This window comes from Halorussus limi, assembly GCF_023238205.1.
Taxonomy (GTDB): Archaea; Halobacteriota; Halobacteria; order Halobacteriales; family Haladaptataceae; genus Halorussus; species Halorussus limi.
Window position 1 is genome coordinate 57,054 of sequence record NZ_CP096660.1, and the last position, 12,903, is coordinate 69,956.

14 protein-coding genes are annotated in these 12,903 nt (G+C 67.0%); 7 read left to right on the forward strand and 7 right to left on the reverse strand.

Features of this window, described 5'->3' with window-relative positions; all coding sequences use genetic code 11:
* Position 1 precedes the first annotated feature (1 nt).
* The gene (locus tag M0R89_RS18590) at positions 2–685 is read right to left on the reverse strand and encodes a hypothetical protein (RefSeq protein ID WP_248652709.1); all 684 of its coding nucleotides are present in this window, start codon (positions 683–685) and stop codon (positions 2–4) included.
* Positions 686–882: 197 nt separating this feature from the next.
* On the opposite strand from M0R89_RS18590, the gene M0R89_RS18595 reads away from it, so the two are divergent.
* A complete protein-coding gene (locus M0R89_RS18595) occupies positions 883–1,329 on the forward strand; it encodes a DUF7471 family protein (RefSeq protein WP_248652575.1) in 447 nt (148 codons plus the stop codon).
* The gene (locus tag M0R89_RS18600; protein ID WP_248652576.1) at positions 1,326–1,838 is read left to right on the forward strand and encodes a winged helix-turn-helix transcriptional regulator; all 513 of its coding nucleotides are present in this window, start codon (positions 1,326–1,328) and stop codon (positions 1,836–1,838) included. Before M0R89_RS18595 ends, M0R89_RS18600 begins: the two co-directional genes overlap by 4 nt.
* A 14-nt stretch (positions 1,839–1,852) precedes the next feature.
* Here M0R89_RS18600 and M0R89_RS18605 read toward each other — a convergent pair whose 3' ends face one another.
* Positions 1,853–3,700, reverse strand: coding sequence for a S9 family peptidase (locus M0R89_RS18605; RefSeq protein ID WP_248652577.1), 1,848 nt, complete (start codon positions 3,698–3,700; stop codon positions 1,853–1,855).
* Between the two features lie 117 nt (positions 3,701–3,817).
* On the opposite strand from M0R89_RS18605, the gene M0R89_RS18610 reads away from it, so the two are divergent.
* Positions 3,818–4,510 (forward strand): TIGR00266 family protein, encoded by a 693-nt coding sequence (locus M0R89_RS18610; protein ID WP_248652578.1) that lies wholly within the window; start codon positions 3,818–3,820, stop codon positions 4,508–4,510.
* Positions 4,511–4,522: 12 nt separating this feature from the next.
* Here the strand turns inward: M0R89_RS18610 and M0R89_RS18615 are convergent, their stop codons facing one another.
* The gene (locus M0R89_RS18615; protein ID WP_248652579.1) at positions 4,523–5,215 is read right to left on the reverse strand and encodes a bacterio-opsin activator domain-containing protein; all 693 of its coding nucleotides are present in this window, start codon (positions 5,213–5,215) and stop codon (positions 4,523–4,525) included.
* 177 nt (positions 5,216–5,392) lie between these two features.
* On the opposite strand from M0R89_RS18615, the gene M0R89_RS18620 reads away from it, so the two are divergent.
* Positions 5,393–6,811: a DUF7405 family protein gene (locus tag M0R89_RS18620; RefSeq protein ID WP_248652580.1), complete on the forward strand. Its 1,419-nt coding sequence runs from the start codon at positions 5,393–5,395 to the stop codon at positions 6,809–6,811.
* Positions 6,812–6,841: 30 nt separating this feature from the next.
* Here M0R89_RS18620 and M0R89_RS18625 read toward each other — a convergent pair whose 3' ends face one another.
* Positions 6,842–7,876 carry a sodium:calcium antiporter gene (locus M0R89_RS18625; RefSeq protein WP_248652581.1) on the reverse strand — a complete coding sequence of 345 codons (1,035 nt, stop codon included), beginning with the start codon at positions 7,874–7,876 and terminating at the stop codon, positions 6,842–6,844.
* A gap of 186 nt (positions 7,877–8,062) precedes the next feature.
* Here M0R89_RS18625 and M0R89_RS18630 point away from each other — a divergent pair, with 186 nt between their 5' ends.
* The 3 genes from M0R89_RS18630 to M0R89_RS18640 all read left to right on the forward strand — a co-directional run bounded on the left by M0R89_RS18630 (position 8,063) and on the right by M0R89_RS18640 (position 10,218).
* Positions 8,063–8,794 (forward strand): fumarylacetoacetate hydrolase family protein, encoded by a 732-nt coding sequence (locus tag M0R89_RS18630; RefSeq protein ID WP_248652582.1) that lies wholly within the window; start codon positions 8,063–8,065, stop codon positions 8,792–8,794.
* Positions 8,795–8,833: 39 nt separating this feature from the next.
* A complete protein-coding gene (locus M0R89_RS18635) occupies positions 8,834–9,070 on the forward strand; it encodes a DUF7542 family protein (RefSeq protein ID WP_248652583.1) in 237 nt (78 codons plus the stop codon).
* 89 nt (positions 9,071–9,159) lie between these two features.
* Positions 9,160–10,218 carry an iron transporter gene (locus tag M0R89_RS18640; RefSeq protein ID WP_248652584.1) on the forward strand — a complete coding sequence of 353 codons (1,059 nt, stop codon included), beginning with the start codon at positions 9,160–9,162 and terminating at the stop codon, positions 10,216–10,218.
* Positions 10,219–10,262: 44 nt separating this feature from the next.
* Here M0R89_RS18640 and M0R89_RS18645 read toward each other — a convergent pair whose 3' ends face one another.
* From M0R89_RS18645 to M0R89_RS18655, 3 genes are all read right to left on the reverse strand, one after another.
* A complete protein-coding gene (locus M0R89_RS18645) occupies positions 10,263–10,658 on the reverse strand; it encodes a DUF2267 domain-containing protein (protein WP_248652585.1) in 396 nt (131 codons plus the stop codon).
* Positions 10,659–10,866: 208 nt separating this feature from the next.
* Entirely contained in the window at positions 10,867–11,859 is a 993-nt protein-coding gene (locus M0R89_RS18650; RefSeq protein WP_248652586.1) for a transcription initiation factor IIB, read from the reverse strand.
* Between the two features lie 330 nt (positions 11,860–12,189).
* Positions 12,190–12,813 (reverse strand): phosphoribosyltransferase, encoded by a 624-nt coding sequence (locus tag M0R89_RS18655; protein ID WP_248652587.1) that lies wholly within the window; start codon positions 12,811–12,813, stop codon positions 12,190–12,192.
* Between the last annotated feature and the right edge of the window lie 90 nt (positions 12,814–12,903).

Sequence of the window (12,903 nt, forward strand, 5' to 3'; positions counted from 1 at the left end):
TCTATCCCGACCCGGTGGTCGTCTCGCCGCCTCCCGCAGTCGTTTCGCCACCCGCCGCGGTCGTCTCGTCGCCGAACCGCACCGCGCCGACCATGCGCTCGGGATGCACGACGCAGAGGTAGTCGGCTATCTGCGGAACGGCGACGAACCGGAACGTCTGGTCGGCCCCCTGCTGGCGGATTATCTCGGTCTGCTCGATTCCGTTCTCCGGGAGCGCGGCCGCCCCGGCCGTCCCGGTAGTCGCTGTCGCCGTCCCCGCGTCGGCGGTGGTGGTCGCGTTCCCGGCGGCCGTGCCCCGCGGGTCGGCGCCCTCCGGCAAGATGACCGGGAGGAAGTTCTCGTCGGCGTCCCTGAACGCGAAGTTGTGGGGCAGGCCGTCGAGGTTCTCCCACGTGACCTCGTACACCGCGCCGGGTTCGAGTCGGAGCGTCGGATTCGCGATGCCCGCCACGCCCTCCCTGTCGATGGACTCGGGGGCGCGGCCGTACCAGCCCTGTTCGCGCCCGCCGAACCGGAACGCTCGTTTCGCTGTCGGGCCGCCGGCCTGCTGCCCGGTTCGAGAGTCCCGACTCGCCGACCCGCGCACCGCGAGGCTTCCGAACGCACTCGCGGTCACCGCCGCGGCCGCGCCGCCGAGTACCGCCCGTCTGGACCACCCGTCCGAGTTACCTTGGTTCCCCGTCATTTCCTCTCTACGCACGCCGCTTCGGGGAATAAACGGCCGGTATAGTTCGATTCGGCGAACCGTTTCGCGCGCTTACAACTCCTGATTTCACTCGAAAAGGCCTGCATTCGACGTTTCAACGACGGAATCCCGCGCCGATGAACCGGCGGGATCGGTGGAACCGAAGTCGTAAATCCTCGCCGGACCAAACGACACCCATGCTTCCCGACGCGGCGGTGCTGACGCCTCTCGACGCGGGCCACGGCGGGTCCCCCGACCTCGCCTTCGTGGCGCTCCTCGCGCTGGCGGGTCTCGGGTCTGCGGTCGTCCTCGGTCTCGCGCTGGCCGCGCTCCTCCGGCGGCGCTCGCGGTCGTACCTGCTGGTGACGCTGGCGCTGGCGACCCTGCTCGCCCGCACCGGGGTCGCCGCGCTGTCGCTGACCGGCGCGCTCGCCGCGGGGTCCCACCACCTCCTCGAACACGGCCTCGACGCCGCGATGGCCGCACTGGTCGTCGCGGCGGTGTACGACGCCCGGCGAGTCCGCCGGACCGCGGACCGCCGCGACGACTCGCAGTCGCTCAGGAGCGACGGCGGCGAGGTTCCCGGACGAGACGGACGCGTCGAACGCGGAGAGAGCGCGAGACGCGGGGGTGGAGACCGGTGAACGCGACCCGCCGGACCATCGCCGACCACGTCCGGGCGAACCCCGGCGTCCACTTCAACGCGGTCGTCCGGGCGCTCGACCTCGCGCCGGGACAGGTCCAGTACCACCTCAAGCGCCTCCGCGAGGACGAGTCGGTCGTGACCGACGAGATTCGGGGCCGGACCCACCTCTACCCGCCGGGGTACGACGAGTGGGAGCGGTCGGCGCTCGCGGTGTTCCGGCGAGAGACCGCCCGCGACCTGCTGGCCCACCTACTCGACGCGGGCGAGACGACGCCCGCCGCCCTCGCCGACGAACTCGGCGTGGCCCGGAGCACGGTCGAGTGGCACCTCGACAACCTGACGGAAGACGACCTCGTGGAGAAGCGCCGGGAAGGCAACCGGGTCTACCTTGAACCCGCCCGGCCCGCCGCGACCGCGGACCTGCTCGGCGAGATTACGCCCTCACTCCCCGAGCGCATGGTCGACCGGTTCACGAAGTTGGTCGACGGACTGGTCGAAGAGGACTGATTCGGGGCCGCGGTCTACTGTTCAGCGCTCGCGGTCGCCTCCGGAAGCCGACGCCCGAGGAAGTCGTCGAGCGTCCGGAACAGCCGAATCTTCTGGTCGATGTCCGAGGAGGCGTGGCCCTCCTCGCCCAGTTCGACGTACTCGAAGATGCCGTCCTCGTCCTGCTCGAAGCCTTCGTCGAGGAGCGCGTCCCGGAACAGTCGGGCCTGCGAGACGGGCACGCGACTGTCGTTGACGCCGTGGACCATCAGCAGGGGCGCGTCGAGGTTCTCGACGTACTCGATGGGACTGCGCTCGCGGTAGAGGTCGGGGTTCTCCGCGGGCGTCCCGAGGTACTTCTCCATCAGTTCGGTCCGGTAGTGGGGCATCGTGTTCTCGTACATGTCTTCGAGGTCGGTCACGCCGATCCACGCGATGCCCGCGGCGTAGAGTTCCGGATACCGGACCATCTGCCAGTAAGCCGAGTAGCCGCCGTAGGAGCCACCGAAGACGACGATTCGGTCCTCGTCCACCCAGTCCTCGGCGGCGAGTTGCCGGGTCGCCTCCGCCACGTCATCCTGCTCGCCGCCGCCCCAGTCGTCGTAGAGTCGCTCGACGAACTCCCGGCCTCGCCCGGTCGAACCGCGGTAGTTGACTTGTAGCACGCTGTACCCACGCGAGACGAGGAACTGGGTGTAGAGGTCCCACGATAGCTTGTCGGAGTGGCGCGGGCCGCCGTGGGGGTTGACCACGAGCGGCGACGGTCGCTCGCCCGAGTCGTAGAGCAGTGCGCCGATGTCCAGTCCGTCGTGGGACTCGAAGGTGAAGTACTCGGCGTCGGCGAACCGGTCTGGGTCGAACTCGCCGTACTCTGCCTCGACCAGCGTCTCGTACTCGTCGGTTTCGAGGTCGTAGACGAGCAGTTCGGGACGGCTGTCGGGCGTGGTGTGAATCACGAGTATCCGGTCGTCGTCCACGACCGGGTTCGTCCGGCCCGACTTCGATACGGCGGCGACGCCTTCTGGCAGGTCCAACTCGCGGCCCTCGCCGGTCTCCACGTCGTAGACGACGGGCACGACCGCGGCGTTCCGCGTGCGCTTGGCGAGGAACCGGTCGCCGCCGGGGAGGAACGTCACCGGTTCCTCGTCGGCGTCGAGGTCGCCGAACCACGTCACGGAGTCGGCGTCGAGGTCGTAGACGCCGCACCGCTCGAAGTTCTCGGCGTTGTCGCCGACGAGCAGTCGGTCCCCGTCGGGACCCCAGTCGGCGGCCCGCGCCTCGGCCCCCGTCTCGCCCACGTCGAGGTTCCGGGGGTCGCTCCCGTCGGCGTTCGCCACGTACACGTCCACGTTGGCGAACTCGTCGGACTCGTTGGTCGTGTACGCGACGCGCTCGCAGTCGGGCGAGAGTATTCCGCTGCCGGTCGCCCGCTCGTAGTCGGTAATCTGGGTCGTCTCGCCGAACGCGAGGTCGTGGTGGTAGAGGTTCATCTGGCCGCTCTCGGTGGACGCGACCAGCAGGGTCTCGCCGTCCTCGCCCACGTCCGAGAGGACCGTCTGGCCGTCGAGTTCGACCACCGGTTCGGTTTCGCCGTCTCGGTCGATGGCGCACACGTCGTTCTGCTCGTCGCCGCCCTCGTCGTCGTGGTAGAAGATTCGCTCGCCGTCGGCGCTCCACTTGAGGTACCACCGGGCGTTCCGGGGTACCTCGCCGTCGCTGACCTGCCGCATCTCGCCGGTCCCGGTGTCCACGAAGTGCAACTCGTTTCGCCCCGAAACGTCGTAGTACAGCGCCACCTCGCCGCCGTCGGGCGACGCGGTCGGGTGGTGGAAGCTCGGAAGCCCCGCGAGTTCTTCGAGGACGTCTGTGTCTTCGAGTGTCACACTCGAATCGATACGGCAGAAGTACAAAAACGTTGGCAGGAATCCGGTCCGTCCGATACCCTCCCTCGCTCGCCGCGCGGCCCGAACCGTTTACCTCCCGTCGGTCGTTCTCGGGCTATGCGACACGAAGTCGAATCCGGACCGGCGTACTCGCTGTTGAACGTCACGCTCGACGACGGCGAGCAACTGCAGGCGGAGGGCGGCGCGATGGTCAGTCACGGCGAGAACGTCTCGATGGACACGAACGCGACCGGCGGGTTCCTCAAGTCGCTCAGACGGAGCGTCTTCGGCGGCGAGAGCTTCTTCCAGAACACATTCACGGCGACGGGAGGCGAGGGCGACCTGACGCTCGCGCCGCCGCTTCCCGGCGACGTGACCCACGAGGAACTGAACGACGAGACGATTTACGTCCAGTCGGGGTCGTACGTCGCGGGCGACACCGCCCTCGACGTGGACACCGAGTTCGGCGGCGCGAAGACGTTCTTCGGGAGCGAAGGGCTGTTCCTGCTGAAAGTATCGGGGTCCGGTTCCCTGTTCGTGTCGAGTTACGGAGCCATCAAGTCGGTCGATTTGAGCGACGGCGAGAGCTACACCGTCGATACGGGTCACATCGTCGCGTTCGAGGCAAGCGCCGATTTCGCGGTCCGGCGGGTCGCGGGACTGAAATCCACGGTCTTCTCGGGCGAGGGACTGGTCTGTCGGTTCGAGGGACCGGGCCGAATTTGGCTCCAGACCCGGAGCCCCGACGCCTTCCTGTCGTGGCTCCTGCCGAAGATTCCCCAGCCGACGTACGCGAACAACAATCCGTAATTCGAGCGCCGTCTACTCCCACTCGTCCACGAGGATGGAGAAAATCTTGCGCTCGGCGGTCCGGAGGTGCTGGGAGAACGTCGTGTTGGTGACGCCGAGTTCGGCCGCGACCTCCTCGCCGGAGTTCTCGCGCGGCCAGTCGAAGTAGCCGCCGGCGAAGGCCGCCTCCAGCACCTCCCGCTGGCGGTCGGTCAACCGGTCCTCGACGGCCTGCTCGAACTCCCGGCGGGTGAACACCGGCACGTCGTGGTCCTTCTGGCGGCGCGCGACGACTTCCGCCGACGGGTGGGTGTCCAGAAATCGGTCGACGACCGTCGTGACGCGGTAGATGCTCGGCACCTCGGCGACGATGCGGGCCTCGCCTCCGCTACTCCGGAGTTCGCGGGGAATCGCGCCGGCGTCGGTCAGGGTCACGACGAAGTGGTCGGCGGGTTCGGTGACGAGAACCTCCACGACTCCGCCGTCGTCACCGTCGTTCATCGTCCGGGCCTCAATGCCGTCGTACTCCGCGATGCAGTCGAGGACGGCGTCGGACGTGGCGCCCGAGAAGCAGTGGAAGATGGCATAGGTGTCGTCGCCGCGCGGGACTATCTGTTCGACCCGCGTCCGGCACTCGAGGCGGTCCGGAATCGCGACCAGCGGGTACCGGTCGTCGGTGACCCGAAACTCGACCTCGACGACTGCGTCGCTCTCTGTCTCGGACACGGTGGCGTCTTGTCGGACCAACTCGCCGAATTCAGTTGAACGTTTGGTTACCGGACCGAAGTTTTTCGCTCGGTGACCGGTCGGACTAACGTCGCGACGACCGGCGGAACCCCCGGCGGCGCGCTTTCGACGCCCGAACCAGAACCCCCTTTCGCGTCGCGTCCCAAGGAGTCGCCGATGGAGAACACCGGACCGAGCGAACCCGGGGCGAGCGAATCCGGACCGAGTGACCCGGAAGCGCGGGAACTCGGAGGGAGCGACGCCGGAGAGCGCGACCCGGGACCGAGCGAAGCGAGCGGACGCGACGCCGGACGGGGCGGCGAGCGCGGCATCTCCCGACGCCAGTTCGCCAAGGCCGCGGTCGCAATCGGGGGCGCGTCGGCGCTGTCGGCCTGCATGAGCAGGAGCGACGACCTCGACGTGAAGACCGGGCCGGACGACCTCTCGACGCTCCCCGCGCGCCAGCACGCGTGGGACGAGTTCCTGAACCGGGACCAGCACGGGAACGTCGTCGCGCCGCGCCACCGCGTCCTCCTCCTGCTGAACTACGCGGGCGACGGCGCGCCGAGCGACGCGGACCGTAAAACCGCCGAGGCGGCGTTCCGAAGCCTCGAACGCGCCTACAGACGGGGCAACGACGGCCTGCTGTTCACGGTGGGCTACTCGCCGTCGTACTTCGGACGATTCGACGCCGAACTGCCCGACACCGTCGATTTACGGGAACCGAAGGCGCTGGCGCCCTTCGAGGACCCCGAGTTCGACTGCCAAGACGCCGTGGTTCACCTCGCCAGCGACCACGCCGAAGTCGTGCTGGCGGCCGAGCAGGCCCTGATCGGCGAGAAAACGACGGTCAACGGCGTCGAGATGGCGGCCGACCTCTCGGGGATCTTCGAGCGGGCCGACCGCCGGACGGGGTTCGTCGGCGAGGGCCTGCCCGCCGACCATCAGGACGTGGACGGAATTCCCGACTCGAAACCCGTTTCCGACGACGCGCCGCTCTACATGGGATTCAAGTCGGGTTTCCAGAAGAATCAGGCCAGCGAGGACCGCGTGACGATTCGGGAGGGCCCGTTCGCGGGCGGCACCACTCACCAACTCTCGAAGATAGAACTGAATCTGGAGCAGTGGTATCAACAGGACAGTCGGTCCCAGCGCGTCGGAAAGATGTTCTGCCCGGTCCACGCCGAGGAGGGCCTCGTGGAGGGCGCGGGCGACAACCTCGGCGACTCCGCGAAGATGGAGGAGAAGGGCTGTCCCGCCCACGCCGAGGACCACGCCCGGACGAAAGGGGTGGTCGGCCACTCCCAGAAGTCGGCCCGCGCGCGGGACGACGACGGGTCGCCGCTGATGATTCGCCGGGACTTCGACTCGACGGACGACGGGCAGGCGGGCCTGCACTTCGTCTCACTCCAGCGCACCATCTCTGACTTCGTGGACACCCGCGACGCGATGAACGGCGAAGACTTGGCCGAGCGGTCGGCGGTCGGCCAGACGAACAACAACGGAATCCTGCAGTACATGGAAGTCCTGCGCCGCGGGAACTTCCTGCTCCCGCCGCGGAAGCATCGGTCGCTTCCGACGCCGAACCCGGTGTGACGACCTCGAACCTGACGTGAATCCTTCCGATTACGCGCCCTGAATCACGTCGGTGAGTCCGACGGTTTCGCTGACGACCCACGCGACGAACAGGAGGTACGCCGCCAGCAGCACGTACGACTCGCTCCCGGTCAGCGAGAGGTCGGTCCGAAGGACGACGAAGAGCAGAATCGTCGCGAGCGTCAGTACGCCCATCATCGGGACGGCGACGGCGAAGTTGACCGGGGCGGCGCCCACGATGAGTACTCCGAGTGGGATGGCGACCAGCAGGTCGAACGTGTTCGAACCCAGCACGTTCCCGAGGCTCGTCGCCCCGCTCCCGGTACGGGCCGCCCGGACGCTCACCAGCGTGTCCGGGAGACTAGTCGCCGCGGCGATGATGGTGACACCGGCGAGGAACTGCGGGATGCCGAACGTGTGATTGAGTCCCTCGACTGCGCCGACCAACTGCTCGACGGCGACGAGGATGACGAGGAGTCCGACGGCCAGTTTACCCCACTGGCGCAGCACCGCGACGTCGCTTGCGTCGTCCCCGCTCTCGTGGTCGCGTACGTCCTGCCACTGGATGAAGAGGTAGAGGCCGTACAGTAGGAGAGGGATGACCGCCAGCGGGCGGGTCAGGTTCCCCCCGAGACTCGCGCCGTCCGTCGGATAGTAGATGACCGCGAGCGCGAACGTAATCAGCAGCACGGAGACCGCTATCATGTAGAACTGCGCCTCCTTGTACACGATAGTCCGACTCGATTCGACGTCCTCGTCTGTCGTGGTCCCCGCCAATCCGGGGATGACGAGGATGTTGAATATCGCCGACCCGACGATGGCGCCGACGCCCATGTCGAACGACCCCGCGAGCGCGGTGAAGACGACGCTCGCGAGTTCCGGGAAACTCGACCCGACCGCGACGACGATAGAGCCCTGCACGACCGCCGGAAGGCCGTAGTGGGACGCGAGATGTTCGGCTGAACTTTCGAGCCACCCGCTGCCGAACCAGATGAGGCCCGTCGCCACCGCGATGACGAGCACGTGGACGGCCGGCGAGTTCGGGAGGAATCCTCCGAGTACCATCGTTCCATCTGTCCAATTCTGCGACCAAATAAGTTCGGAAACTTACTCGAACCGCATCGGCATCGAATCGCCCGCCCGGCGATTCGTCGACCCGTCTCCGTCGAACTGAGTCCGTCTCACGGCGAAGAACCCGAAGCATTCGCCGCACCGCGAACCTCTTTATCACCCCGCGACACACCAACCGCCATGCGAGAAGTCAGATTCCGCGACCCCGCCGGTTCGACCAGAGTCGGCGAGTGGACCGACGACGGCATCGAGTGCGCGGGAGCGACCTACGACGAGTCCGAGGTCGAACTCCTCCCGCCGAGCGACCCCTCGAAAATCGTCTGCGTGGGGCTGAACTACGCCGACCACGCCGCCGAGCGCGACAAGGAACCCCCCGAGCGCCCGCTCCTCTTTCTCAAACCGCCGAATACGCTCTCGGCCCACGGCGATACCGTGACGCTCCCCGCCGGGAAAGAGCGCGTGGACCACGAGGCCGAACTCGCGGTCGTGATGGGCGAGCAGGCCCGGAACGTCTCGGCCGACGAGGCGATGGACTACGTCGCCGGGTTCACCTGCATGAACGACGTGTCGAACCGCGACGACCAAGACCGCGAGCAGAACTGGGTCCGGGGCAAGGCGTTCGACAACTCCGCACCGCTCGGGCCGGTCCTCGCGACCCCCGACGAGGTGCCCGCCGACGCCGGCGTCGAGTTGCGGGTGAACGGCGAGACCCGCCAGCGGTCCTCGCGCGACGAGTTCATCTGGTCGGTCCCGGAGTTGATAGAGGAGATAACGACCTACCTCACGCTCGAACCCGGCGACGTGGTCTCGACCGGTACTCCGGCGGGCGTGGCTCCCCTCGAAGACGGCGACGAGGTAGAGGTCGAAGTCGAGGGCGTCGGCGTGCTTCGCCACCGCGTTCGGCGGGCCTGAGCGAGGGGATTATACCGGTAGCGGTACTTCGTTCGTACCATGGCAGACGAGCGCGCGACGGTGACGTGTCCGGACTGCGGCCTCGAAGAGTCGTTCCGAAAACTCGCGGACGCCCGGTCTCGCATCGAGGACCACCGCGAGGAGACCGGCCACGACCCGACGTGGGAACTCGGCCGCCTCAGCGAGGGCGTCGAACGCGCGGGCGACGAGGCCGGAATCTGCGGTCGCTCGGGGTGCGGCGACGAGGAGTCGCCGCTGTTCCGCGACGACCTGTAACCGAAACCGACGGACACCCTCTCGACGTGACGTCCTTTTCGACGCACGAACCAGAATCCGTATTCGTCCCAGACCAGTAGCTTCCAGCGATGCAACGACGCGACTTTCTGCGGGCGGCCGGACCGCTCGGACTCGCCGGTCTCGCGGGGTGCATGGGGACGTTCCGGACCCAGTCGTCCGCCCAGAGCCGGTTCACCACCGTCGAAAACCGCACCGAGAAGGTGTACTACCCCACTCACATCGACGGTATGACGATGGTCGGGATGGGCGGCACGGGTCGGTACAAGGTCGGCCTGATGTACAGTCTCCCCCACGCCTTCTGGACGATAACCGGCGAGAACCTGAACCTGGCCCGGGTCGGCGAGGACGTCACGGCCCACCTGATGGCGACCCTCTGGGACTCGAAGACCGAGACGGTCCTGCCGACCTCCAGAGTCGACGCCGAGATTCTGAAGGACGGCGAAGAGGTCGATTCGCGGGACCTCTGGCCCATGCTCTCGCAGAACATGGGCTACCACTTCGGCGACAACGTGAAACTCGACGGGAACGGGACCTACACCGCGCGACTCTCGGTCAGTCCGATACAGGCCCGTCGGATGGGGGACCTGAAGGGCGCGTTCGGCGAGCAGACGACCGTCGAGGTGGAGTTCGAACACTCTCGCGGGAAGTTGGGAGGCCTCTCCATCGAGCAACTCCCCGACAAGAAGGGCAATCCCGGAGCCATCGAACCGATGGACATGAAGACGCCCATCGCCCAAGTTCCCAAGCGTTCGGACCTTCCGAACGCCGTCGCCACCGGCGTCAGCGGCGACGCCGACTTCGTGGCGTTCGCCCCGGACGAGTCGCCCCACTTCGTGCCCGACGGCAAGTCGTACCTCGCGGTCTCGGCCCGGACGCCGTACAACCGCTACCCCCTGCCGTTCATGTCTCTGTCCGCGAAACTGACCCGGAGCGGGTCGGCGGTGTTCGACGACATCCTCCGGGGGGCGGTGGACCCCGAACTGGGCTACCACTACGGCGCGGCGGTCGAGAGCGTGCAGTCGGGCGACTCGCTGACGGTTACGGTGGACGCCCCGCCGCAGGTCGCGCGCCACGAGGGCTACGAGACCGCATTCGTGAAGATGCCGAAGATGCAGATGACGGTGTAATTCGCTCTCGGTTCCGTTTCTCCTCCATCCTGCTTCTCGACTTCCTACTCCTCGACTTCCTCGGCGTCCACGAGTCCGAACAGGTCCTCGTAGTCGACGGGGAGTTGCGCTCGGACCTGTTCGATTTCGGCGGCAGGGACCTGTTCGCTCACGAATCCGACCACGACCTTCCCGTAGTAGGCGGCGTCGGAACGGTCGACGTTCGCGCGGTCGGCGACCCGACCGACGAACTCGTCGTAGTCGAAGCGCTGGCCCGACTCCGCGGATTCGAGATAGAAATCGACCTCCATCGGGAGCGGTCCAGCGAGGTCGTCGGCCTCCCCTGCCTGCAACCGTTCGCCGAGCGACTGGAGGACCGCTCGGGTCGCTCGGACCGCCCGGCCGGTGTCCGGCAGTTGGAGTCGGTTCTGGACTTCTCCCATGAAGTCGTCGTACTTCATGTCCGGGCGTAGCACGGTCGAACGAAAATACGTGACGGGTGACGCCGATTCGAAGGCGTCCGGCTCGATGGTCCGCGGCGTCGGAGTTTGTAGCTCCTCGTAAAGTCCCGCAGGTAGTCACCGGAGAAATTCGGAAAAAACGACCGCGCTCGGTCGGACGGTACCGCAACCCAGATTCGCTACTCTACTCGGACCGCGCGACCGGCGTTTAGGCCGGGACCGTACCGCTTTCGGACGCTTCGAGCAGTTCGTGGTAGCGGTTCCGAATTGTCACTTCGCTGACCTGCGCGACGTCGCTGACCTCGGCCTGCGTCACCTTCTCGTTGGTCAGGAGCGGTCCGGCGTAGACCGCGGCGGCGGCGAGTCCGACCGGCGACTTGCCGCTGTGGAGGCCCTGTCGCTTGGCGTTCCGGAGCAGTTCCCGGGCGCGGCGCTCGGACTCGTCGGAGATGCCGAGTTCGCTGGCGAACCGGGCGACGTACTGCTCGGGGTCGGCGGGCTGAATCTGGAGGCTGAGTTCCCGGACGATGTAGCGGTACGTCCGCTTGAACTCCATCTCGTCGATGCGGCTGACGTTGGCCACCTCGTCGATGGACCGGGGCGTCCCGGTCTGGCGGGCCGCGGCGTAGAGCGCGCTGGTGGCGACGCCCTCGATGGAACGACCCGGGAGGAGGTCCTCGTCGAGCGCGCGCCGGTAGATGACCGACGCGGTCTCGCGCACGTCCTCGGGGAGGCCGAGCGCGGAGGCCATGCGGTCGATTTCGCCGAGCGCCTGCTTGAGGTTGCGCTCCTTGGAGTCACGCGTGCGGAATCGCTCGTTCCACTTGCGCAGGCGCTGCATCTTCTGGCGCTGGCGGGAACCGAGCGACTTCCCGTAGGCGTCCTTGTTCTGCCAGCCGATGTTGGTCGAGAGGCCCTTGTCGTGCATCATCTTGGTCGTCGGCGCGCCGACGCGGGACTTCTCGTCCTTCTCGGCCGAGTCGAACGCGCGCCACTCCGGCCCGCGGTCCACGTTGTCCTCCTCGACGACGAGACCGCACTCGGTACAGACGGTCTCGCCGTGTTCCTCGTCGGCGGTGACCGTGCCGCCGCACTCGGGGCAGATCTGCTCGTCCTCGCGTTCGGTCTCCTGCTCGTCGGTTCGCTCGGGTTCGGTTACTTCGGTCTGTTCGTCGTAGCTTTGGATGCGTGTACTCGTCATGATGGGTTGGTCGGGTGAGGCTCGGAGAGGGGGAGAACCAAAAGAAGCTCCCCGGCCTCGCTTCCTAACCATGAGTAAGGCCGATAAGTACTTAAATGCTTCGGCGTCGTGTGAACATTATGCACGCAAACGCGGCAATTACGGCCGAAAGGCCTCCGCCGATACTGGACAGCGAATCAGCTATTTCGCACCGCTACGTCCGATATGATGTAAATTTAGAGGTGTCAGGCTTTCGTGGACTGTATTGTGGCATACGAACAATTTCAATTTCCGGAACAACCGGTTTTGCAGCGAAAGTGCGGTCGAGAAGCGACTCGGTTCGACGCCGGTTCAGCGTTCGAGATACGACATCGCTTCCTCGTCGGAGACCTGCCCGAACGAGTCGTAGAACTGACCGACCGCGCTGAAGTGCGGCGGCGTCTCGATGGCGATGACCTCGTCGGCCTCGGGCCGGAGTCGCTCCACGGCGTCGGGCGACCCGACCGGGACGGCGAGGACGACGTGACTCGCGCCCGCGGCCCTCACCTGCCGGAGCGCCGCGATGGTCGTCGCGCCCGTGGCGAGGCCGTCGTCCACTACGACCACGCGTTGGTCGGTCAAGTCGGGCAGTTCGTCGGTGCCGCGGTAGCGTTCCAGTTTCGCTCTAGCGGCCTCGGCCTCCGACTCGCGTTCGCGCTCGACGTACTCGTCGCTCACGCCGAGTCGGTCGAGCAACTCCTCGTTTCGCCAGATCGACCCGTCGCTGGCCACCGCGCCGACCGCGAGTTCCGGGTTGTTCGGTGCGCCGATTTTCGACGCCACGACCACGTCCAACGGCGCGCCGAGCGCGTCGGCGACCGGGCGCGCGACCGGGAGGCCGCCCCGCGGTATCCCCAGTACCACGTCGGCGGTCACGTCGTGGTCGTCGAGCAGGTCCGCTAACTGTCGTCCGGCGTCGGTTCTGTCTCGAAACATCGGTCCCCGTCTGGAAGGGGGACACCGGCGCGCTTAAATCTAGTCTCGAACCTGCGCACGTGACGGTTCCCTCGGCACTCCCTCCGATAT

Excerpts from the sequence above, each read along its gene's own strand:
- M0R89_RS18590 (WP_248652709.1), bottom strand. The coding sequence starts at position 685 with ATGACGGGGAACCAAGGTAACTCGGACGGGTGGTCCAGACGGGCGGTA.
- M0R89_RS18610 (WP_248652578.1), top strand. The coding sequence starts at position 3,818 with ATGCGACACGAAGTCGAATCCGGACCGGCGTACTCGCTGTTGAACGTC.
- M0R89_RS18625 (WP_248652581.1), bottom strand. The coding sequence starts at position 7,876 with ATGGTACTCGGAGGATTCCTCCCGAACTCGCCGGCCGTCCACGTGCTC.
- M0R89_RS18650 (WP_248652586.1), bottom strand. The coding sequence starts at position 11,859 with ATGACGAGTACACGCATCCAAAGCTACGACGAACAGACCGAAGTAACC.
- M0R89_RS18595 (WP_248652575.1), top strand. The coding sequence starts at position 883 with ATGCTTCCCGACGCGGCGGTGCTGACGCCTCTCGACGCGGGCCACGGC.
- M0R89_RS18620 (WP_248652580.1), top strand. The coding sequence starts at position 5,393 with ATGGAGAACACCGGACCGAGCGAACCCGGGGCGAGCGAATCCGGACCG.
- M0R89_RS18630 (WP_248652582.1), top strand. The coding sequence starts at position 8,063 with ATGCGAGAAGTCAGATTCCGCGACCCCGCCGGTTCGACCAGAGTCGGC.
- M0R89_RS18655 (WP_248652587.1), bottom strand. The coding sequence starts at position 12,813 with ATGTTTCGAGACAGAACCGACGCCGGACGACAGTTAGCGGACCTGCTC.
- M0R89_RS18645 (WP_248652585.1), bottom strand. The coding sequence starts at position 10,658 with ATGAAGTACGACGACTTCATGGGAGAAGTCCAGAACCGACTCCAACTG.
- M0R89_RS18640 (WP_248652584.1), top strand. The coding sequence starts at position 9,160 with ATGCAACGACGCGACTTTCTGCGGGCGGCCGGACCGCTCGGACTCGCC.
- M0R89_RS18635 (WP_248652583.1), top strand. The coding sequence starts at position 8,834 with ATGGCAGACGAGCGCGCGACGGTGACGTGTCCGGACTGCGGCCTCGAA.